The sequence below is a fragment of the Methylobacterium sp. 4-46 genome (assembly GCF_000019365.1).
Lineage (GTDB): Bacteria > Pseudomonadota > Alphaproteobacteria > Rhizobiales > Beijerinckiaceae > Methylobacterium.
Window position 1 is genome coordinate 7,443,983 of the sequence record NC_010511.1, and the last position, 21,675, is coordinate 7,465,657.

Annotated in this window: 13 protein-coding genes; 7 read left to right on the top strand and 6 right to left on the bottom strand. The window is 72.0% G+C overall.

The genetic code is table 11. The features are described 5' to 3' along the window. The first annotated feature begins 386 nt into the window (after positions 1 to 386). Both M446_RS32800 and M446_RS39830 read left to right on the top strand, forming a co-directional pair. The gene (locus M446_RS32800) at positions 387 to 1,313 is read left to right on the top strand and encodes a Hint domain-containing protein (protein WP_012336392.1); all 927 of its coding nucleotides are present in this window, start codon (positions 387 to 389) and stop codon (positions 1,311 to 1,313) included. Positions 1,314 to 1,500: 187 nt separating this feature from the next. Continuing rightward, complete coding sequence (locus M446_RS39830; protein WP_012336393.1) at positions 1,501 to 3,426, top strand: Hint domain-containing protein; 1,926 nt, start codon at positions 1,501 to 1,503, stop codon at positions 3,424 to 3,426. Positions 3,427 to 3,822: 396 nt separating this feature from the next. On the opposite strand, the gene rpoD is transcribed toward M446_RS39830, so the two are convergent. The 3 genes from rpoD to M446_RS32820 all read right to left on the bottom strand — a co-directional run bounded on the left by rpoD (position 3,823) and on the right by M446_RS32820 (position 8,809). Then, complete coding sequence (gene rpoD, locus M446_RS32810; RefSeq protein WP_012336394.1) at positions 3,823 to 5,823, bottom strand: RNA polymerase sigma factor RpoD; 2,001 nt, start codon at positions 5,821 to 5,823, stop codon at positions 3,823 to 3,825. Between the two features lie 189 nt (positions 5,824 to 6,012). Next, positions 6,013 to 7,896: a DNA primase gene (gene dnaG, locus M446_RS32815; RefSeq protein ID WP_012336395.1), complete on the bottom strand. Its 1,884-nt coding sequence runs from the start codon at positions 7,894 to 7,896 to the stop codon at positions 6,013 to 6,015. A gap of 58 nt (positions 7,897 to 7,954) precedes the next feature. Beyond that, complete coding sequence (locus M446_RS32820; protein WP_012336396.1) at positions 7,955 to 8,809, bottom strand: type 1 glutamine amidotransferase; 855 nt, start codon at positions 8,807 to 8,809, stop codon at positions 7,955 to 7,957. A gap of 262 nt (positions 8,810 to 9,071) precedes the next feature. On the opposite strand from M446_RS32820, the gene M446_RS32825 reads away from it, so the two are divergent. The 4 genes from M446_RS32825 (at position 9,072) to M446_RS32840 (ending at position 16,129) form a co-directional block, all read left to right on the top strand. Continuing rightward, on the top strand, positions 9,072 to 11,216 hold the full coding sequence (locus M446_RS32825; protein ID WP_012336397.1) for a transglycosylase domain-containing protein: 2,145 nt from the start codon (positions 9,072 to 9,074) through the stop codon (positions 11,214 to 11,216). A gap of 288 nt (positions 11,217 to 11,504) precedes the next feature. Continuing rightward, positions 11,505 to 13,982, top strand: a complete 2,478-nt coding sequence (locus M446_RS32830) for a TonB-dependent receptor (RefSeq protein ID WP_012336398.1) — start codon at positions 11,505 to 11,507, stop codon at positions 13,980 to 13,982. An 81-nt stretch (positions 13,983 to 14,063) separates the two neighbouring features. Next, positions 14,064 to 15,494 (top strand): ATP-binding protein, encoded by a 1,431-nt coding sequence (locus tag M446_RS32835; RefSeq protein WP_012336399.1) that lies wholly within the window; start codon positions 14,064 to 14,066, stop codon positions 15,492 to 15,494. Next, entirely contained in the window at positions 15,491 to 16,129 is a 639-nt protein-coding gene (locus M446_RS32840; RefSeq protein ID WP_012336400.1) for a response regulator, read from the top strand. The genes M446_RS32835 and M446_RS32840 overlap by 4 nt, the downstream gene beginning before the upstream one ends. A 62-nt stretch (positions 16,130 to 16,191) precedes the next feature. Here the strand turns inward: M446_RS32840 and pyk are convergent, their stop codons facing one another. From pyk to M446_RS32855, 3 genes are all read right to left on the bottom strand, one after another. Continuing rightward, positions 16,192 to 17,604, bottom strand: coding sequence for a pyruvate kinase (pyk, locus tag M446_RS32845; protein ID WP_012336401.1), 1,413 nt, complete (start codon positions 17,602 to 17,604; stop codon positions 16,192 to 16,194). Between the two features lie 180 nt (positions 17,605 to 17,784). After that, a complete protein-coding gene (locus M446_RS32850; protein WP_012336402.1) occupies positions 17,785 to 18,861 on the bottom strand; it encodes a tartrate dehydrogenase in 1,077 nt (358 codons plus the stop codon). A 30-nt stretch (positions 18,862 to 18,891) separates the two neighbouring features. Further along, positions 18,892 to 20,190 (bottom strand): MFS transporter, encoded by a 1,299-nt coding sequence (locus M446_RS32855; protein ID WP_012336403.1) that lies wholly within the window; start codon positions 20,188 to 20,190, stop codon positions 18,892 to 18,894. 178 nt (positions 20,191 to 20,368) lie between these two features. Here M446_RS32855 and M446_RS32860 point away from each other — a divergent pair, with 178 nt between their 5' ends. Next, positions 20,369 to 21,073: a GntR family transcriptional regulator gene (locus M446_RS32860; RefSeq protein WP_012336404.1), complete on the top strand. Its 705-nt coding sequence runs from the start codon at positions 20,369 to 20,371 to the stop codon at positions 21,071 to 21,073. Positions 21,074 to 21,675: the final 602 nt, after the last annotated feature.

Here is a 21,675-nt window from a genome sequence, read left to right on the forward strand (position 1 = left end):
CGGAAGCCGTCGGATCGGAACGGATGGGCGCATGTCTGGAACGGGTCCGCCGACCTTCGGCGGATCGGCTGCGGCGAGGGTGCGGGCGCGGGGCGTCGGAACGCCTCGCGGACGCGACGGCCATCCCGTCGCCCCCGGATCGCTCCGAGTCGACCACGTCCGCTCCCGCTCGGGCGGGTTCGGTCGTTCCTCCCGGACGGCCGCGTCATCACCTGCGGACCGGCCAGAGGCTCATCCGGAGATCTCCGATGGGCTCGGCTGGCCGAGCAGATTGTCCCGACCCTCGTCCACGTCGATCTTAGGGGTGCCTCATGTCCGGTGGATCTTCTCCGTCCTTGACTTTCAGATACGCCATCAATCTCGACCCTGTGGCCGATAGCAATGATTTGGTGATCAGGTCGATTTTCAAATCTGGCAATTACACGATCAGCGATATCGCGGATTCGCCGTCGGACGACACGACGCAGCTCGGTGACGTTGCGGACGAGAAGTTCCAGGTCGTGGCGCCGGACGGGACCATCTTCAAGCCGAGCGAAACCTATTACGGCAGGACGCTCAACAATCCGGGGATCGTGGCGAGGCTCCCGAGCAAGCGCGGCGGTTTCACGTATTACCTGTTCACGAATAATGCCTATCAGCAGGGTGCGACGGTCTCGAAGGGCGATATCTCGCAGACGCCCACGGCCCTGTGCTTCGCCGCGGGCACGCGGATCCTGACGTCGCGCGGCGAGGTCGCGGTGGAGGATCTCCGGGTGGGCGATGCGGCGGTGACGGCCTCGGGCCGGGCCCGCCCGATCGTCTGGATCGGCCACCGCGAGCTCGCCGGCCCGCTCTCCCCCGACCAGCATCCGGTGCGGGTGCGGGCGGGGGCGTTCGGGGCGGGTCTGCCCGCGCGCGACCTCCTGCTCTCGCCCGGCCACCCGGTGCTGGTCGGCGCCGGGGCGGACGGCGAGGGCGGCGTGCTGGTTCCGGTGATGTGCCTGATCAACGGCACCAGCATCGCGCGCGAGCCGGCGGCGCGCGTCACCTACTGGCACGTGGAACTGGACGCGCACGACCTGCTGCTGGCCGAGGGGCTGGCCGCGGAGAGCTACCTCGACCTCGGCAGCCGGCCCTGGTTCGAGGAGGGCTCCGCCAGCGCCCTGCACGACCCGGACCTGGTGCCGGCGGGCGTGCCGGGCCGCTGCCGGCCGGTGGCGACGCGGGGGCCGGCCGTCGAGGCCGAGCGGCGGCGCCTCGACGCGGTCTTCGCCGCCTCCCTCTCCGCCCAGTGCGCCTGGCCCGAGGCCGGGGCCGTCGCCCTGCCGGGCTGACCGGCGCGGGCCGCCGTGCCGGGCGGCCCGCCCGCGCGTAAGGGCGCCGCCCGGTCCCCCGGACCGGGCTGCGGCGACGCGACCTCGGCCCCCTCCTCGGGCCGCCGCACCAATGCCGCCACCGGCCCGCGCGCCTGCCCCGACCAGCCGTGCGGGCCCGGCGCCGGCCCATCACCGGGAGATGACGATGGACGATCTGACGTCGGCGCAAGAAGACGAAATCACCTTCATCTCCGGCGTCGACCGAAGCGGCGCCGTCGCCAACAACACGTATTTCACCTATAATGTCGAAGGATATAATTTCAATCCGCCGAGAGCCTACATCTCGAAGTGGTACAACGACGACAAGGGCTCGCCGATCGCGGCGACGAGCAAGGCCGGGACGCCGGGCGGCGTGGTCAGCTACGCCTTCGATTCCAGCGTCGGGGTCGAGGCGCAGGCCGCCTACAAGGCGGCCCTGACCCTGTGGTCGGACATCGCCGACATCAAGTTCCAGGAGGTCGCCTGGAGCGCGGCGGCGAGCATCCAGATCAGCAACACGCCCGAGGCCAACGGAGATACGTTCGTTCCGTCGAACGGTTACAGCGTGCCCGGCAGGGGCGTGACGGACCTTCCGACCCAGATGGCGCCCCACACGCGCGGCGGCGCGGTCCAGATCAACGTCTCGGCGGACGACGCGGCGTTCAAGATCTCCAGCATCGGTGCGCCCAGCCAGATCGGCACCGTGGTCCACGAGACGGGCCACGCGCTCGGCCTCGGTCACGCCGGGCGCTACAACGGGAGCTACGACGCGTCCGGGCAGTTCTCCGCCTACGACACGCAATCCTGGTCGATCATGTCGTACATCGATCCCCAGGATTCGGCTGCGCCGTATTTCGACAAATACCCTGTCCAGGGCACGCAGTGGACCAGCTACTACAAGGGCGCCGAGTTCAAAGGCGGTGCGCAATCGCCGATGATGCTGGACATTCTGGCGTCCCAGCGCCTCTACGGCGCTTCCAAGAGTTCGACCTTCTCGGGCGGCCAAGTTTACGGTTTCAACAGCAATATATCGGATGCGTCTCGGCTGCTCTTTGATTTCAGCGTCAACAGGGTGCCGATCGTCACGCTCTACAACTCCGGAACCAACAACACGCTCGATCTGTCCGGCTTCGATACGCCGAGCACGATCAACCTGAATCCCGGCAGCTTCTCCAGTGCCAGCGCGAGCGGCCTGCTCGTCAACAATATCGGGATCGCCTACAACACGCGGATCGACAAGGCCGTCGGCGGGGCGGGCGACGACACCTTCATCCTGAACGGCGACGGCGACACGATCGATGGCGGCGGCGGCACCAACAGGGTGGTCATCAAGGGCGACAGGGCGAATTACAGCGTCGAAAGGACCGGCGCCGCCAGCGCCACCGTCACCAACACGGCGACGGGCGCCATCGACCGGCTGACCAACGTCCAGGACATCACCTTCGACCCGCCGGTCTGCTTCGCCACCGGGACCCGCATCGCCGTGGTCCGGGACGGGGTCGAGGCAGCGGTCGCGGTGGAGGATCTCCGGGTGGGCGACGCGGCGGTGACGGCCTCGGGCCGGGCCCGCCCGATCGTCTGGATCGGCCACCGCGAGCTCGCCGGCCCGCTCTCCCCCGACCAGCATCCGGTGCGGGTGCGGGCGGGGGCGTTCGGGGCGGGTCTGCCCGCGCGCGACCTCCTGCTCTCGCCCGGCCACCCGGTGCTGGTCGGCGCCGGGGCGGACGGCGAGGGCGGCGTGCTGGTTCCGGTGATGTGCCTGATCAACGGCACCAGCATCGCGCGCGAGCCGGCGGCGCGCGTCACCTACTGGCACGTGGAACTGGACGCGCACGACCTGCTGCTGGCCGAGGGGCTGGCCGCGGAGAGCTACCTCGACCTCGGCAGCCGGCCCTGGTTCGAGGAGGGCTCCGCCAGCGCCCTGCACGACCCGGACCTGGTGCCGGCGGGCGTGCCGGGCCGCTGCCGGCCGGTGGCGACGCGGGGGCCGGCCGTCGAGGCCGAGCGGCGGCGCCTCGACGCGGTCTTCGCCGCCCGCCTCTCCGCCCAGTGCGCATGGCCGGAGGCCGACGCGGTCGCCCTGCCGGGCTGACCGGCGCGGGCCGCCCCACCCCCTCCCCTTGCGACGCCGCGGGGCCGCGCGACCGGCTCCCGCGCCGGTCCGGGCGGAAGCGGACATCCCCGCGCCGCGGCGCGCGATTCCGGTGCCCACGCCCCCGGATCATTCGGAAGCCGCGGATCGGACCGGATGGGCGCATGTCCGGAACGGGGCCGCCGAAGGAAGGCGGCGCCGCGGCCGTCACCTGCCCGCAGGTGGACCGGGACGCGCACGACCCGCTGCCGGCCGGCGGCGAGCGGCGGGCCGCCACGGCTGTGTGGGATGCACTGCCAGACCACGCCGTCGCACGCCCGCTCCCGCGAGAACGAACGGGTCCTTCTCAGCTGCCGAGGGCGCGCCCGGGGCGACCCGAGGGCCGCCCGCCGGGGCTCAATTGTCGAGGAAGCTCCTGAGCTTGCGCGACCGGCTGGGGTGCTTGAGCTTGCGCAGCGCCTTCGCCTCGATCTGGCGGATGCGCTCGCGGGTCACCGAGAATTGCTGGCCGACCTCCTCCAGGGTGTGGTCGGTGTTCATGCCGATGCCGAAGCGCATGCGCAGCACGCGCTCCTCGCGCGGCGTCAGCGAGGCCAGCACCCGCGTCGTCGTCTCGCGCAGGTTCGACTGGATCGCCGCGTCGATCGGCAGCACGACGTTCTTGTCCTCGATGAAGTCGCCGAGATGCGAATCCTCCTCGTCGCCGATCGGCGTCTCGAGGGAGATCGGCTCCTTGGCGATCTTGAGGACCTTGCGCACCTTCTCCAGCGGCATCGCCAGCTTCTCGGCGAGCTCCTCCGGCGTCGGCTCGCGGCCGATCTCGTGCAGCATCTGCCGCGAGGTCCGCACGATCTTGTTGATCGTCTCGATCATGTGCACCGGGATGCGGATCGTGCGGGCCTGATCGGCGATCGAGCGCGTGATCGCCTGCCGGATCCACCACGTCGCGTAGGTCGAGAACTTGTAGCCGCGCCGGTACTCGAACTTGTCCACCGCCTTCATCAGGCCGATATTGCCCTCCTGGATCAGGTCCAGGAACTGCAGGCCGCGGTTCGTGTACTTCTTGGCGATCGAGATCACCAGCCGCAGATTCGCCTCGATCATCTCCTTCTTGGCCTGGCGGGCTTCGCGCTCGCCCTTCTGGACCATGTGGACGATCTTGCGGTATTCCTGGATCTCCAGGCCGGTCTCGGAGGCGAGCGACATGATCTGCTCGCGCAGGGTCTTGATCCCGTCCTGCCCGCGCTCGGTGAAGTTCTTCCAGCCCTTGCCGCCGAGCTTGCCCACCCGCTCGACCCAGTGCGGATCGAGCTCCTGGCCCTGGTAGTGGCGCAGGAACTCGTCGCGGGCGACGCCGTGGCTCTCGGCGAGCCGCATCAGGCGGCCCTCCTGGGAGATCAGCCGCTTGTTGATGTCGTAGAGCTGCTCGACCAGCGCCTCGATCCGGTTGGCGTTGAGGGAGAGCGACTTCACGTCCGCGACGATGCGGCTCTTGAGCTCGGCGTATTGCCGGCTCTGGCCCTCGTTCGCCCCCGCCCCCTGCAGCCGCGTCTCGGCCTGCTGGGCCTGCACCTGGCGCAGCTTGCGGTAATTCTCGGCGATCGCGTCGAAGGTCTCGAGCACCCGCGGCTTCAGCTCGGCCTCCATGGCCGAGAGCGAGACGTTGTTCTCGAGGTCGTCCTCGTCGCCGTCGCCCTCCGGCGCGGCAACCTCGCCCTCCGGCCCGTCGCCCTCGGCCTCCACCTCGCCCTCGGCCGGGCCGGCGCGGCCGTCCGGCCCCGCATAGGTGGCTTCGAGGTCGATGATGTCGCGCAGCAGCACCCGGCCGTCGACGAGTTCGTCGCGCCAGATGATGATCGCCTGGAAGGTCAGCGGGCTCTCGCACAGGCCCGCGATCATCGCCTCGCGCCCGGCCTCGATGCGCTTGGCGATGGCGATCTCGCCCTCGCGGGAGAGGAGCTCCACCGAGCCCATCTCGCGCAGGTACATGCGGACGGGGTCGTCCGTGCGGTCGGTGGGCTCCTTGGTGGTCTCGGTGCGCAGCACGGCCGGCCGGTTCGGCGCGACCTCGGCGACCTCGGTCCCCTCGCTGGCCTCCTCGTCGTCGCCGCCGCCCTCGGCCGCGGCCCCCTCGGCCTGGTTGTCGTCCGCCTCCTCGGCCTCGACGACGTTCACGCCGAGTTCCGACAGCTGGCCGAGCACGTCCTCGATCTGCTCGGAGGTGAACTCCTCCTGAGGCAGCACCTCGTTCAGCTCGTCGTAGGTGACGTAGCCGCGCTTCTTGGCCAGCTTGATCATCCGCTTGACGGAGGCATCCGTCAGGTCGAGGAGCGGTCCGTCGGTCTGCTGCTCGGGAGCCGCTTCGGTCTCTTCTCGTTCCGTTGCCTTCGTCGCCATGATCAGCCTATGGTTCCGGTGCCGGCCCGCCCCGGCGGGGCGGGGCCCGCCTCGACGACACCGTGATGTACAGATGGGCAGCGGAGCCACCGGCCCTGCCGCCCTTCGATCCCGTCCGAATTGTGCAAGCGAGACGCTTGACTTATTGCTAACTATCCTGGTTCGGGGTCCGAAGTCACTCCTCGCGCGTCAGAGGGCCGCGACCTCCGCCACGTCCGCCTCCGCGGCGGCGACCACGGCCAGCCGCTCCTTGACATCGCGAAGCCACGCGAAGTTCGCCTCCGTCTCCTCCTCGGCGAGCGCGCGCTCGGCCGCCCGAAGCTCGCTATGTAGAGACCCGGCCCTGCGGTGCAAGATCACGGCCTGCCGAAGCGCGTCCTCCAGACGCACCGGGTCGGCGTGCGGGTCGAGCGCCCAGCGGTCGCCGGGGCGCACATGCGCGGCGATTCGCCCGGCCGCCGCCGCGAGCCCCGCCCGCTCCAGCCGGGTGTTGAGCGCGGCCGCGTCGCCGGGCCCGCCCTCCGCCGCGTGGTCGAGCAGGGCCTGGCGCAGGTCGCGGGCATCCGCGCTCGCGAGGTCGAGGGCGGCGAGGTCCTCCGCCTCCCCGGCGAGCAGCTCCGGATGCACGACCAGCACTCCGATGATCAGCGCCTCCCGGGACGACGTCCCCCCTGCGAAGAGCGACGAGCGGGCGAGGAGCGGGCTCGCCCGCGCGGTCAGCCGGGGCGAGGCGGGCCGCTCGGGCTGGCCCCGCCCCCGGCGGGCGAAGGCCGGGGCGGCGTCGCGCCGCCCGCCTCCCGCCGGCGCCGGGCCGAACGCGCGCAGCCGCGCCTCGATCTCGTCGCGGTAGTAGCGCCGCAGGGTCTCGTCGCGGATCTGCCCGACGAGCTCGCGCAGGCGCTGGGCGAGGCCGGCCCGGCGCTCGGGCGTGTCGACCGGCGCCATCTCGGTCTCGCGCGACCACAGCACCTCGACGAGGGGGCGGGCGCCCTCCAGCACCCGGTCGAGGGCCACGGCGCCACCCGCGCGCAGCAGGTCGTCCGGGTCCTGGCCCTCCGGCAGCAGCGCGAAGCGCAGGGACTTGCCGGGGGCGAGGCCCGGCAGCGCCACGTCGAGGGCCCGGTAGGCGGCGCGCCGTCCCGCCCCGTCCCCGTCGAAGCACAGGATCGGCTCGTCGGCCATGCGCCACATCAGGCCGAGCTGGTCCTCGGTGAGGGCGGTGCCGAGCGGGGCCACCGTCTCCGGGTGGCCGCCCATCGTCATGGCGATCACGTCGACGTAGCCCTCGACGGCGATGACCCGGCCCGTGTCGTGGGCGGCGCGGCGCGCCGCGTGGTGGTTGTACAGGACCGTGCCCTTGTGGAAGAGCGGCGTCTCCGGGGAGTTGAGGTATTTGGGCTTGGCCTCCGGCGCCAGCGCCCGGCCGCCGAAGGCGATCACCCGCCCGCGCAGGTCGCGGATCGGGAAGATGATCCGGTCCCGGAAATGGTCGTACGGGACCGCGACGTCCTCGCCCCCCTTGATCAGGCCGAGTTCGATCATCAGCTCGGCCGGCACGTCGCGGGCCGCGAGGTGGTCGCGCAGGGCGTAGCGCTCCGCCGGCGCGTAGCCGAGGCGGAACTCCCGCTGCACCGCGTCGCTCAGGCCCCGCCGGGCGAGGTAGTCGCGCGCCCGGGCGCCGCCGCGGCCGGCGAGCTGCGCCTCGAAGAAGGCGGCGGCGAGCTCCATCACCTCGAGGCCGCCGCGGCGGCGCTCCTCGCTGTCGCGGCTCTCGCGGCTCGGCGCCGGCAGCGCGACGCCGGCCTCGGCCGCGAGCCGCTCCACCGCCTCCGGAAAGGACAGGCCCTCGGTCTCCTGCAGGAACGTGAAGATGTCGCCGTGCTTGCCCGACGAGAAGCAGTGAAAGAACTGCTTCTGGTCGTTCACGTAGAAGGACGGGGTCTTCTCCGCGTTGAAGGGCGACAGCCCGCGCCATTCCCGACCCGCCTTCTTCAGCCGCACCTTGCGGCCGACCACGTCGGAGGCGGGCAGACGGGCGCGGATCTCTTCCAGGAGGTGGGGCGGGTAGCGCACGCGTGGGATCCGGGGCGGGGTGGGAAGCCCTTATAGCAGAGGCGAGCCGCCGGAGTCCTTAACGGCCCCGCGCGACGCGCCGGGGCCGCACCAGCCCGTCGAGGAAGTTGCGGATCTCCCGGCGGCGGCGCTCGGGCGCGGTCACCTCCTCGCCGAGGCCGAGCCGCCACGCGAGGTCGGGCCGCCCGCGCGGATCGGCGTGGAGGGCGCGCAGGGCCTCGGCCTGCGCGGCGACGTCCCCCTCCCCCCGGCAGAGCCCGGCCGCCACGACGCCGCCCGCCGACAGGCAGAGCATGGCCGCGACCTCGTCGAGGTCGAGTTCCGGGTGGTACTGGGTGCCCCAGAACAATCCCGGCCCGTACGGGACCTCGATCGCCTGGACGTCGAGCCGGCCGTTGCCGGCGAGCACGGTGCTGCCGGGCGGGGGGGTCAGCACCGCGTCGTCGTGGATCGCGGGCGCGTCGTAGGCGGCGGGGCGCCCGGCGAGGAGCGGGTGCTCCCGCCCCGCCGCGGTCGGCGCGATGTTGCGGGCGAAGCCGTATTCCGGCCCGCGCGGGTTGCGGCCCGCCTCCCCGCCCGCCACGGCGGCCGCCACCTGGACGCCCCAGCAGGAGCCGAAGACCGGCACCCCCGCCTCCAGCGCCGCGCGCATCAGCTCGATCTGCCGGCGCACCGCCGGACCGCCCTCGGCGACGTGGAGCGTCGAGCCGGTGAACACGACCCCGTCATAGGCCTCCACCGCGACGGGCAGGTCCCCGTCCGCATCCGCCGGGGCGACGCGGTCGCAGGCGACGTCGGCCGCGAGCGCGCGCAGCACCCCCGCGTAGGTCTCGGCCGAGGTCTTGCCGCAGCGCGCCACGTGCCGCTCGCGACCGGCGCGCTCGTTCCCGTCCACCACCAGCAGACGCAGCATCCCATCTCCCTCCGTTGCGCGGGGCGTGGCGCAACGTGGGATCGCGCGGCGACGTTCCGGGCGATGGGGTCGCGCCCCCCGGGATTTCGCATAAGGCACTGAATAACAAAGAGGAAAAATCGAGTAACGGCCCTTAAACCCGCCTCATTTAGGGTCTCTTCAGGACCCGTACGACCGATTCCGCTCACGGCGCGGGCCTCCGGGCCGCGGCTTTGGAGGCCGGATCGGGACAGGTCGTCCGGGATCGCGAGGGCAGGAGCAGATGGCGAAGGGACGCGGCGGCCGGGTCGAGCCGACCTTCGACGCGCCCGGAGGGCGCCCGGATCCGGCGGACCTCGACCTGCGCCTGACGCGCAGCGACCGGGCGGGAGCGAGCGTGGCACGATCGAGAACCGGACGAAGCCGCAAGGCGCCCGCGCGCGGCCCCGCGCCGCGGCGGCGCACCCTCCTCGGTCGCCTCGTCTACGGCCTCGTGATCCTCGGGGTCTGGGGCGTGGTGGGGCTCGCCGGGATCGTCGCCTACCACGCCTCGCAGCTGCCGCCGATCGACCAGCTCGCGGTGCCCAAGCGGCCGCCGAACATCGCCATCCTGGCGTCCGACGGTTCGCTCCTCGCCAACCGGGGCGAGACGGGCGGTCGCACGGTCACCATCCGGGAATTGCCGCCCTACCTGCCGCGCGCCTTCGTGGCGATCGAGGACCGGCGCTTCTACGGCCACATGGGCATCGACCCGGTCGGGATCCTGCGGGCGCTCATGCGCAACCTGACCTCGCGCGGCGTGGCGCAGGGCGGCTCGACCCTGACCCAGCAGCTCGCCAAGAACCTCTTCCTTACCCAGGAGCGCACCGCCTCGCGCAAGATCCAGGAGGCGATCCTGGCCCTGTGGCTGGAGCACACCTACAGCAAGGACGAGATCCTCGAACTCTACCTCAACCGCGTCTATTTCGGCGCCGGCGCCTACGGGGTGGAGGCGGCGGCCCAGCGCTACTTCGCCAAGCCGGCCAAGGACGTGACCCTGGCCGAGGCCGCCATGCTCGGCGGCCTCGTGCAGGCGCCCTCGCGGCTCGCCCCCAACCGCAACCTGCCGGCCGCCCAGGCGCGGGCCGCCCAGGTGCTGGCCGCCATGCAGGAGCTCGGCTTCGCCAAGCCGGCCGAGGTGAAGCTCGCCCTCGACCGGCCGGCCAAGCCGAGCCGGGCGGCCGGCGGCGGCTCGGCCAACTACGTCGCGGACCTCGTGATGGACGTGCTCGACGACTACGTCGGCACGATCGAGGGCGACGTCACCGTCTCGACCACCGTCGATCCGGCGCTCCAGGCCGCGGCCGAGAAGGCCCTGGTCGACGAGCTCAACCAGAAGGGCGGGCGCTACAACGTCTCCCAGGGCGCCGTGGTGGCCATGAAGCCGGACGGGGCGATCCGCGCCCTGGTCGGCGGGCGCGACTACGCGCAGAGCCAGTTCAACCGGGCCACCACCGCCAAGCGGCAGCCCGGCTCGGCCTTCAAGCCCTTCGTCTACCTCGCGGCGCTGGAGCGCGGCCTCACCCCCGACACGGTGCGGGAGGATTCGCCCGTCGCCCTCAAGGGCTGGAACCCCGAGAACTACACCCGCAGCTACGCCGGGCCGGTGACCCTGCGCGACGCGCTCGCCCATTCCCTCAACACGGTGGCGGTGAAGCTCGGCCTCGAAGTCGGGCCCAAGGCGGTGGTGCAGACGGCCCAGCGCCTCGGCATCACCTCGCCCCTGCAGGCCAATGCCTCGATCGCGCTGGGCACCTCCGAGGTGACGCCCCTCGAACTGGTCGGCGCCTACGCGGCCTTCGCCAATGGCGGCACCGGGGTGATTCCCTACGTCATCGCCAGCGTGAAGCGCGCGGATGGCAAGGTCGTCTACAAGCGCAGCCCCACCGGCCTCGGCCGCGTGATCGACCCGAACGCGGTCGGCATGATGAACGCGATGCTGCACGAGGTCTTCGTCAGCGGCACCGCCCGGAAGGGCGACATCCCGGGCCTCGACCTCGCCGGCAAGACCGGCACCAGCCAGGATTTCCGCGACGCGTGGTTCGTCGGCTACTCGACGAGCCTGGTCGCCGGCGTCTGGCTCGGCAACGACGACAACGAGCCGACCAAGCGGGTGAGCGGCGGCAACCTGCCGGTCGAGATCTGGAACCGGTTCATGGTCGCGGCCCTGCGCGGCGACAAGCCGGGCCCCCTGGCGGGGGCCGGGCGCTGGCGGCGCGGCGGCGCCGCGGTGGCCTCGGCAGCGCCGGAGCCCGGCGGCCTCGGCGAGCTGATCGGCGGCCTCTTCAACGAGCCGCAGGCCGCCCCCCGCCCCGCGCCCCAGCCGCGCCCCGGCCCGAGCCGCGAGGACCGCAACTTCCTGGAGCGCCTGTTCGGCGTCGGGGATTGACGGCGGCCGCCGCGCCGATCGGGCGGGATCGCTCCAGTCGAAGATCAAAACCGGGACGATCAAGCAAAAACGATTGCCACATTATCCCGGAGGCGCGCCGCCTCCGGTATTTCGATCGTGGCCCAAAAGTCACGGCCGGTTCCGGCCTGCCGGCGACCATGCCTTGATCCCCGTCTGTTGTGCAAGCCGGCGTCAGTCGGGATTGCCGCGGAACGGCCAAGTTGGTTATCCCGACCCCGAGGCACCCCCGGCGATGCGCCGGGGAGAGACCGTGGGGCGGAGGGAACGATGGCGTGGCGTCGCGGGCTGCTGGTCACCACGATCCTGGTTCCGGCGGCCGCGCTCGGCGGTGCCGGGCGGGCGGCCGCCCAGGGTGACACGATCGCCCTCGAGCAGATCGACGTGGTCCCGGTCACCCCGGTCGCGGGCGCGGGCGGCCTGCGCCGCGCGGAGGGCGGCGCCCCCGTCGCCGCCGGCGGCGCCCTGCCGCTCGCCAAGGTCCCCTTCACGGTCGAGACCGTCTCGGCCCGCCAGATCGCGCAGGACCGCGCCACCCTCGATCCCACCTTCACGCTCGCCCGCACCACCCCGGGCGTCAGCCTCTCCGACGGCCAGGGCAACGGTTTCCGCCAGACCGTGACCTATCGCGGCTTCGATGCCTCGCCGGTCCAGGGTGCTCCCCAGGGCCTCGCCGTCTACCAGAACGGCACCCGCATCAACGAGGCCTTCGGCGACGTCGTCAACTGGGACCTGATCCCCTCCGTCGCCATCAACCGCATCGACATCGTCACCGGCAACCCGATCTTCGGCCTCAACGCGCTGGGCGGGGCGGTCAACGTCGAGATGAAGAACGGCTTCACCTGGCAGGGCCGCGAGGTCTCGGTGGCGGGCGGCTCGGACGGGCGCATCCTGGGCACCCTGCAGTACGGCGAGGTGGTCGGGCCGTGGAGCTTCTACTTCGCGGGCGAGGGGCTCAAGGACGACGGCTGGCGCTACAGGTCGCCCTCCGAGATCGGCCGGGTCTACGCCGATCTCGGCCACCGCAGCCTCGATTCCGAGTTCCACCTCATCGCCTCGGGCGCCAAGACCCGCTACGGGGCCGCCTCGGCGACCCCGGTCGACCTGAGCCACGCGGACGAGCGGGCGATCTTCACCAACCCGCAGATCACCGACACCGAGGTCGGGCAGATCCAGGTCACCGGGCGGGTCAGCCTGACGCCGGGCTGGGACCTGGCGGGCAACGCCTACCTGCGCCGCTTCAGCCAGCGCTACGTGGACGGCAACGACGGCAACTTCGAGAATTGCAGCACCCGCTCCAACTTCCGCGGCTTCCTCTGCTACCAGGACGACGGGTTCACCGCCGCGCCCGGCCAGACCCAGGCCCAGTTCCGCAACCAGTTCCTGCTGCTCGGCGCGGGCAACGCGCCGATCCCGTTCCGGGCGGGCATTCCCTACGCCACCCTCGACACGGTCAAGACCGAGGCGACCGGCTGGGGCGGCTCGCTCCAGGCCACCAACCGCGACCGCCTCCTCGATCACGGCAACACCTTCATCCTCGGCGGCAGCATCGACGTCGCCGATTACAGCTTCAAGTCCGCCAGCCTGCTCGGCCTCATCAACCCGGATCTGAGCGTCACCACCAACCCGCTCAACCCCACCTACGGGCTCGTCCCGGGCCTCGGTACCGGGCCCCTGCGCACCGCCGCCGCCCTCGGCATCGCTCCCAGCAGCGTGATCGGCTCCAACCTCTACATGGGCCTCTACGCCCTCGACACTTTCGACCTCACCGAGCAGCTCTCGCTCACCGCCGGCGCCCGCCTGAACTTCGCCCGCATCGCGACCCGGGACCTGACCGGCTTCTCGCCCGACGTCACCGGCACCCACTACTACACCCGCGTCAACCCGGTCGCCGGCCTGACCTACAGGGTCGCGCCCTGGCTCAGCCTCTACGGCGGCTACTCCGAGTCCAACCGCGCTCCGACCCCGCTCGAACTCGCCTGCGCCAACCCGAACCGGCCCTGCCTGCTGCCCAACTCGCTGGTCGCCGACCCGCCGCTCAAGCAGGTCGAGGCCCAGACCTACGAGGCGGGCCTGCGCGGCGCGGTGCCGGACTTCTACGAGGGCGGGCTGCTGAGCTACAAGCTCGGCCTGTTCCGCACCGACCTGACCCACGACATCCTGCAGGTGGCGGTGCCGGGCAACGCGGCCCGGGGCTACTACGTGAACGTGCCGGCGACCCGGCGCCAGGGTGTGGAGGTGGCGGCGGAGTACGCGGCGGAGCGGGTGAGCCTCTACGCCAACTACGCGCTGATCGACGCGACCTTCCAGTTCCAGGGCGAGTTGTCGTCGCCCAACAACCCCCTGGCGAGCGGGGACGGGCTGATCCGGGTGCGTCCGGGCAACAAGGTTCCGCTGGTGCCCGAGCACCAGATCAAGGCGGGGTTCGAGGTCGCGGTGACGCCGGAATGGCGGCTCGGGATGAACGTGGCGGCGTTCTCGTCGTCGTTTTTCCGGGGCGACGAGTCGAACCTGAACCGGAAGCTGGCGCCCTACGCGCTGGTGAACCTGACGACGAGCTATCAAGTGTCGCGGGAGGTGCAGCTGTTCGGTCTGGTGACGAACCTGACCAACACGCGGGTGGCGAATTTCGGGACGTTCATCGAGCCGAGCGCGGCCTTCGCGAACCGCTACGCGCTGACCGACCCGCGCAGCACGACCCTGCTGCAGCCGCTCTCGGTCTACGGCGGCATGCGCGTGACCTGGTGAGGGCGGCGCGCGTGGCCTGAGGCGGCCCGGCCGGGTCGGAGCGCCCCTGGCCGCGCCCCGCGCCGTACCGTATCATCCGGCATGCTCTCCGAGGCGACCCTTCCGCCGCAGCCCCGGCGCCTGCGCGTCCCGGCCCTGTGGTCCGGTCGGCCGATGCGCGCCCGACTGATGGGGGTGGTCGTCGTCATCAACCTCGTCGCGGCGGCGGTCTCGGGTGCGGTGATCATCCTCAAGGCGCGCACGGCGACGCAGGTCGAGACCGCCGCCTCGATCGCGGTGGTCGAGCCGCTCGTCGCCGAGACCCTGCAGATGATGCCCGACCTGCCCGTGGCGGGCGTGTTCCGGGTCCTGGCCGCCCGGTTCGAGACCCTGCGCCACGTGCGGGTGCGCCTCCTCGACGCCGGCGGCGCGGTGGTCGGGGACGGCCCGCCGCCGACGCCCGAGGGCCGGCGCAGGGCGCCGCGCTGGTTCGCGCGCCTGATCGCGCCGCCGGTCCTGCGCCACGCGGTGCCGCTCGTGGTGCGGGGGCAGCCGGTCGGCACCGCCCTCGTCACCACCGAGCCCTCGGACGAGATCGACGAGGTCTGGGGCTACGCGGTGGCGCTCGGCCTCACCGGCGCGGCGCTCAGCCTCGCCATGCTGGCGACCCTGTTCGTCGCTTTCGGGCGGCTGCTGCGACCGCTGGAGCGGGTCGCCGAGGGGCTCACCCGCCTGGAGCAGCGCGATTACAGCCCCCGCCTCGACCGCCCCGACACGCCGGAACTCGCCGTGATCGCCGCCCGCTTCAACCGGCTCGCCGAAGCGCTCGAGGGCGCCCGGGCGGCGAACCGCCGGCTCAACCGCGAATTGCTCACCGCGCAGGACGACGAGCGCCGGCGCACCGCCCTCGAACTGCACGACGAGTTCGGTCCCTGCCTGTTCGCCCTGGAGGCGAATTCCGCCTCGATCGCCCGGATCGCCGCGACCCTCGACGAGCCGGCCCGCGGCCGCCTGCAGCAGCGCACCGACGACATCGCCGGCATCGTCAAGCGGGTCCAGGTCATCAACCGGGCGCTGCTGAGCCGCCTGCGGCCGGCCGGGCTCGGGCAGGCGCCGCTGGAGGCCTGCCTCGACCTGTTGCTGCGCGACCTCGCGCGGCACAATCCCGGCATCCGCATCGAGGGCCGCTTTCCCGGCCTGCGCCGCAGCTACGGCGACCTCGTCGATCTCACGGTCTATCGCTGCGTCCAGGAGGGCGTCACCAACGCCCTGCGCCACGCGCGGGGCCGGCGCGTCACCGCCGCGGCCGACGAGGCGGACGGGATCCTGCGGGTCCGCGTGGCGGATGACGGGGTCGGCCTGCCCGCGGCGCCCGGGGCCGGGCGCGGCCTGCCGGGCATGCGCGAGCGCGTCGAGGCCCTGGGCGGCACGCTCGTTCTCGGCCCCGCCCCGGAGGGAGCCGGGACGCTCCTCCTCGCCGCGATCCCGGTCGAGCCGGAGACCTCGCCCGCGCCGGAGACGCTGCCCGCATGAGCGGCATCCTGGTCATCGACGACCACCCGATCGTGCTGCAGGGCTGCCGCCGGCTGCTGGAGGATGGCGGCGCGGAGGTGCGGGTCGCCGCCTGCCTCGCGCAGGGCTACCGCGCCGTCCTGCGCCACCGGCCCGCGGTGGCGCTGGTCGACCTCGCCTTCGCGGGCGCGCCGCTCGCCGGCCTCGCGCTCCTGCGGCGCGTGGCGGGGCGCCGCCTGCCCACCCGCTGCCTCGTCTTCAGCATGCACGCCGACCCGGCCGTGATCGCGCAGGCGCTGGAGAGCGGCGCCCTCGGCTACGTGCTCAAGGACGCGCCCGCCGCCGAACTGCTCCGGGCCGTCGACCGGGTCCGGGCCGGGCGGCCCTACCTCGACCCCTCCCTGGCCGCCGAGGTGGCGTTGCTGCGCCGGGATCCCGCCCGCAGCCCTCTGCAGCAGCTCAGCCCGCGCGAGCGGCGCATCCTCGCCCTGCTCGCCGAGGGGCGCACCCGCGCGGCGATCGCCGCCGACCTGTCGGTGAGCTACAAGACGGTGACCAATGCCTGCGCGGCCCTGCGCCGGCGCTTCGACCTCGGGTCGCACACCGAACTCACGCACCTCGCGGTCCGGCACGCCCGCGACCTCGGCGAGGTCTGAACGCGACCGGCCCGGCGCGCGCCTTCGGCGCTTCCGACCGGGCCGCCCGATCGGAAGGCGCGTCAGAGTTGGATGACGCGGATGTTGTTGGTGTTGCCCGCCGTGTGGAAGGGAATGCCGGCCGTCGCGACGATGAGGTCGGCGCGCCGGGCGAAGTCTTCCTGCTCGGCGGCGCGCGCGGCCTTGGACGTCATCTCCTCGTAGGAATCCACGTCCTCCGTGTGGACGCTGTGCGCGCCCCACATCAGGCAGAGCCGCCGCGCCGTCGCGAGGTTCGGGGTCAGCGCCAGGATCGGCACGGCCGGCCGCTTGCGGGCGACGCGCGCCGCGGTCGTCCCGCTCGTCGTGTAGGTCACGATCACCCGGGCGTGGACCGCCTCGGCGAGCGTGGCCGTGGCGGTCGCGACCGCGTGGGGCGGCGTCTCCTCCTCGCCCGGATCCGAGGCGGCGACGATCGAGCGGTAGAGCTTGTGCCCTTCCACGCTCCGGATGATGCGGTCCATCATCCCGACCGCCTCGACCGGGTACCGGCCCGTGGCCGACTCGGCCGAGAGCATGACCGCATCCGCGCCGTCGTAGATGGCGGTCGCCACGTCCGACGCCTCCGCCCGGGTCGGAGCGGGGGCGGCCACCATCGAGTCGAGCATCTGGGTCGCCACGACGACGGGCTTGACCGCGAGCCGGCAGGCCCGGATCAGCTCCTTCTGGCGCCCGGGCACGTCCTCGTGCGGGATCTCGACGCCCAGGTCGCCGCGGGCGACCATCACGGCGTCCGACAGCCGGATGATGTCCTCGATCCGCTCCAGCGCCTGCGGCTTCTCGATCTTCGCCATGATGCCGGCGCGGTCCCCGATCAGGGCGCGCGCCTCCACCACGTCCGAGGGCTTCTGCACGAAGGACAAAGCCACCCAATCGACGCCGAGGTCGAGCCCGAAGGCGAGGTCCGCCCGGTCCTTCTCGGTGAGCGGGGAGAGGTCGAGCAGGGTGCCCGGCAGGTTCACGCCCTTGCGGTTGGAGATCGCTCCGCCGGTGATCACCTCCGCGGTGAGCGTGTCGGACCCGAGGCCGACGACGCGCACCCGCACCCGGCCGTCGTCGATGAGCAGGTCCTGGCCCGGCGCGGCCGCGGCGAAGATCTCCGGGTGGCGCAGCGGGATGGCCTGCTTGTCGCCCTCGCCGCCCTCCAGCACGAAGCGCACGGTCTCACCCGCCGCGAGGTCGAGCCGGCCGTCCCTGACCGTGCCGATCCGGATCTTGGGTCCCTGCAGGTCCTGCAGGATGCCGATCGGGCGGCCGACCTCCCGCTCCAGGGCGCGGATCGCGGCGTGGACCTTGGCGTGGTCCTCCTGCAGGCCGTGGCTGAAGTTGAGGCGGAACGTGTCGACGCCCGCGAGGAACAGTGCCTTCAGCCGGTCCGGGGCGGAACTCGCGGGGCCGACGGTGGCGACGATCTTGGCACGGCGGTGACGGCGCATGGGCTCTCGGCCCTGTGCGGGCCGCCTCTGCTGGGGCTTGGGACGATCAGGACGGCGCGGACATCGCTCAGGTTGGTCGGGGTCGGGGCGTCGGGACCGTCCGGTCGCCGGCGCGCGCGGATCCGCGGCGGCCGCGAACGGCCGCCCCGGGAGATCCCCGGGCGCGGCCGCGAGCTCACCTCACTCGTTGTCGCCCTGGACGGCGGCGATCACGGCGTCGGTGACCTGGCGCGTGGTGGCCTTGCCGCCGAGGTCGGGCGTGTGCAGGTTCGGATCCGCGGTCACGCGCTCCACCGCCCGCATCAGGCGCGCCGCCGCGGCCGGCTCGCCCAGGTGCTCCAGCATCTGCACGGCGGTCCAGAAGGTCGCGATCGGGTTGGCGATGCCCTTGCCGGTGATGTCGAAGGCCGAGCCGTGGATCGGCTCGAACATCGACGGGAACTTGCGCTCCGGGTTGATGTTCGCGGTCGGCGCGATGCCGAGCGAGCCGGCGAGCGCGGCGGCGAGGTCCGACAGGATGTCGGCGTGCAGGTTCGTCGCCACGATCGTGTCGAGGGTGGCCGGCTTCATCACCATGCGCATGGTCATAGCGTCGACCAGCATCTTGTCCCAGGTCACGTCCGGGAAGTCCTTGGCCACCTCGGCGGCGATCTCGTCCCACATCACCATGGCGTGGCGCTGCGCGTTCGACTTCGTCACCACGGTGAGGAGCTTGCGCGGACGGCTCTGCGCCAGCCTGAAGGCGAAGCGGATGATGCGGTCGACGCCCGCGCGCGTCATCATCGAGACGTCGGTGGCGACCTCCTCCGGGTGGCCCTGGTGCACGCGCCCGCCGACGCCCGCGTACTCGCCCTCGGAATTCTCGCGCACGATCACCCAGTCGAGCTCCGGGCCGCTCACGTGGCGCAGCGGGCTGGTGATGCCCGGCAGGATGCGGGTCGGGCGCACGTTGGCGTACTGGTCGAAGGGCTGGCAGATCGCGAGCCGCAGGCCCCACAGGGTGATGTGGTCGGGCACGTCCGGCGCGCCCACCGCCCCGAAGAAGATCGCGTCGTGGTTCCTGATCTGCTCGCGGCCGTCCGCGGGCATCATCACGCCGTGCTTCTTGTAGTAGTCCGAACCCCAGTCGAAGTGGTCGAACCTGAACTCGAAGCTGCCGGACTTCTCGGCCAGCGCCTCCAGCACCTCGATGCCGGCGGCGATGACCTCGACGCCGATGCCGTCGGCGGGGATGGCGGCGATGGTGTAGGTCTTCATGACGGGTCTCCGTGAGTGCGAGGGAAGGTTTCAGCGCGCGACGGCGCCCGCGGGCGCGGAGCGCCGCCCCGCGCGGGCGACGACGAGGGTGAGGATCGCGGAGAGGACGAGGAGCGCGGCCACGAAGATCAGGCCGCCGGTGAAGCTGCCCGTCCGGTCCTTGATCCAGCCGATCACCCAGGGACCCGCGAAGCCGCCGAGGTTGCCGATCGAGTTGATCGTGGCGATGCCCACCGCCGCGGCCGAGCCGGACAGGAACATCGTCGGCATCGCCCAGAGCGGCGGCTTGGCCGCGCTGATGCCGATATTGACCAGGCTGAGGGCGGCGACCACCGCCGCGACCGAGGAGGCGCCGCCGGCGAGCATCAGGCCCGCGGCCGCGACCAGGCAGGCGATGACCACGTGCCAGGTGCGCTCGCGCGTCCTGTCGGAATGGCGCGCCCACAGGATCATCGCCGCCACCGCGACCGTCGGCGGCACGGCGTTGAGCAGGCCGACCGTCATCGTGGACAGGCCGAAGCTCTTGATGATCTGCGGCGCCCAGATGCCGAGCGTGTAGAGGCCGGCCGAAGTGCCGAAATAGACGAGCGCCAGCGCCAGCACGCGCGGATCGGCGAGGCCGCTCGCGAGGCCGTGCTTGGCGGTCGGCCCCTTGCGCGCGTGTTCCTCGTTCATCTCGGCCACCAGCCACGCCCGCTGCTCCTCGGCGAGCCACGTCGCCTTCTCGGGCCGGTCCGTCAGGTAGAACAGCACCGCGATGCCGAGCAGCACGGCCGGGATCGCCTCCAGGACGAACATCCACTGCCAGCCATGGAGGCCCATGATCCCCTCCATCTCGAGCAGCGCGCTGGAGATCGGCGAGCCCAGGACCACCGAGAGCGGGGCCGCGGCCATGAACAGCGAGACGACCCCCGCCCGGTAGCGCGCCGGGAACCAGTAGCTCAGGTAGAGGATGATGCCGGGAAAGAAGCCCGCCTCCGCAACCCCGAGCAGGAACCGCAGGACGTAGAAGCTCCACTCACCCTTGATGAAGGCGAAAGCCGCGGAGGTGATGCCCCAGGTGATCATCACGCGGGCGATCCACAGCCGCGCGCCGACCCGCTCGAGGATGATGTTCGAGGGCACCTCGAACAGGAAGTATCCGAGGAAGAACACGCCGGCCCCGAAGCCGAAAACGGCCGACGAGAAGCCAAGGTCCTTGTTCATCGTCAGCGCGGCGAAGCCGATGTTCACGCGGTCGATGAAGGCGATGAAGTAGAGAAGGCAAATGAATGGGACCAGGCGCCACGCGACCTTGCGCATGGTGGCCTGCTCGAGCGAGGCGTCCATCGTTTCCTCCGTGAGGGCGCCTGCACCGCGCGCCAGCTTTCGTGCCAGCTTCCATGCAAGCTCGCATGGCGTATGGCAGCGCGGGGAAGGGGCGTCAACCCTTCCGTTGCAACTTGCATGGAAGCTGGGAAACTTGCGCGGAAGCTGGTAAGTCGGCGGGGCGTGACGGGAGGGCGGGATGGCGCGGTCGAGGGCGGCACGGGACGCGGAGGGCGAGAAGCGTCCCTCGCTCGTCGATGATGCGTACGCGGCCATGAAGCGGGCGATCCGGAATTCCGAATTCGCCCCCGGCTACCAAGCCTCCGAGCAGGAGATCGCGCTGCGGCTCGGCATGAGCCGGACCCCGGTGCACGAGGCCGCGATCCGCCTCCAGGAGGACGGGCTGGTGCGGGTGCTGCCGCGCCGCGGCATCCTGATCTGCGCCGTCGCGCCGGAGGACATGCGCGAGATCTACGACGTGATCATCGCCCTCGAAGGCCAGGCGGCCGAGCTGGTGGCCCGCCTGCCGGAGGCCGAGCGGATGCGCGCCGCGGGCGAACTCGCGGCCCACACGGACGCGATGGCGGCGGCGCAAGCCTGCGGCGATCTCCCGGCCTGGGGCGCCGCGGACGAGGGCTTCCACCGGACGCTCGTCGAGCGGGCCGGCAACGGGCGCCTGATCCGGATCATGCAGACCGTCAACGACCAGTCCCATCGCGCGCGGATGCTGACGCTCCGGCTCCGGCAGGAGCTCGACGCCTCCGTGGCCGAGCACCGCTCCATCATCGCGGCCATTCGCGCGGCGGACGCGGCCGGCGCGCACCGGCACGCCCGCGCGCACCGCATCCGCGCGCGCGACAACCTGCTTCCGCTGCTGGAGGATTTCGGGTTGCGGCACCTCTAGGGCGGCACCCGATCGCGTTGCAATCGGGTGCCGCCCTAGATCTTTGATCCTGCCGCATTGTCCGCGACGAACCGGCATCCCCTTCGTCGGAAAATGCTCTAGCGCATGTCCCGCCGAAGGGGATGCCGGTTCAGCGTAGAAGCTGGGCTGAGATCAGAGACCTGGAGCAGGCTTCGGGCTCCGATCTGAGCGAAGTCCGCTCTCGCGGCGCTGCACTTGGTTGCTCTCGTCCGCCCGATGCTCGACCAAGTGGCTCACCGTTCCGGTCCAGGCGACGAGACCAGCGGCGCGATGGGCGCAGGCCGATCGGTCGCAGCGCGTCGCGGCGCGCCGCCGGTCCCGAGGCGGCCGGTCGCCTTGACCCTGTGACGGGCTGCTGAGGGTGGGAAGCGCATGCCCAGGGTCACTGCGGCCGACACCCGGTCCGGGTTCAGCGCGATCTCTGGCGATCGCCGCGATCCCGATGTCAGCCGCCGTGGTGACCGTGGAGGCGAGTGACCGTTGCTCACGCGGGTCGGCCATCTCGGGACCTCCGACGCCATCGGGAAGCGAGGCAGCTCGCTTCGTGCACCCTTCGCGCCGTGACGCGGGATCTTCGAAGG

Bases quoted from the DNA above. Each gene is read 5' to 3' on its own strand.
- M446_RS39830 (WP_012336393.1), top strand. From the start codon at position 1,501: ATGGACGATCTGACGTCGGCGCAAGAAGACGAAATCACCTTCATCTCC.
- rpoD (WP_012336394.1), bottom strand. From the start codon at position 5,823: ATGGCGACGAAGGCAACGGAACGAGAAGAGACCGAAGCGGCTCCCGAG.
- M446_RS32820 (WP_012336396.1), bottom strand. From the start codon at position 8,809: ATGCTGCGTCTGCTGGTGGTGGACGGGAACGAGCGCGCCGGTCGCGAG.
- M446_RS32825 (WP_012336397.1), top strand. From the start codon at position 9,072: ATGGCGAAGGGACGCGGCGGCCGGGTCGAGCCGACCTTCGACGCGCCC.
- M446_RS32830 (WP_012336398.1), top strand. From the start codon at position 11,505: ATGGCGTGGCGTCGCGGGCTGCTGGTCACCACGATCCTGGTTCCGGCG.
- M446_RS32835 (WP_012336399.1), top strand. From the start codon at position 14,064: ATGCTCTCCGAGGCGACCCTTCCGCCGCAGCCCCGGCGCCTGCGCGTC.
- M446_RS32840 (WP_012336400.1), top strand. From the start codon at position 15,491: ATGAGCGGCATCCTGGTCATCGACGACCACCCGATCGTGCTGCAGGGC.
- pyk (WP_012336401.1), bottom strand. From the start codon at position 17,604: ATGCGCCGTCACCGCCGTGCCAAGATCGTCGCCACCGTCGGCCCCGCG.
- M446_RS32850 (WP_012336402.1), bottom strand. From the start codon at position 18,861: ATGAAGACCTACACCATCGCCGCCATCCCCGCCGACGGCATCGGCGTC.
- M446_RS32855 (WP_012336403.1), bottom strand. From the start codon at position 20,190: ATGGACGCCTCGCTCGAGCAGGCCACCATGCGCAAGGTCGCGTGGCGC.
- M446_RS32860 (WP_012336404.1), top strand. From the start codon at position 20,369: ATGGCGCGGTCGAGGGCGGCACGGGACGCGGAGGGCGAGAAGCGTCCC.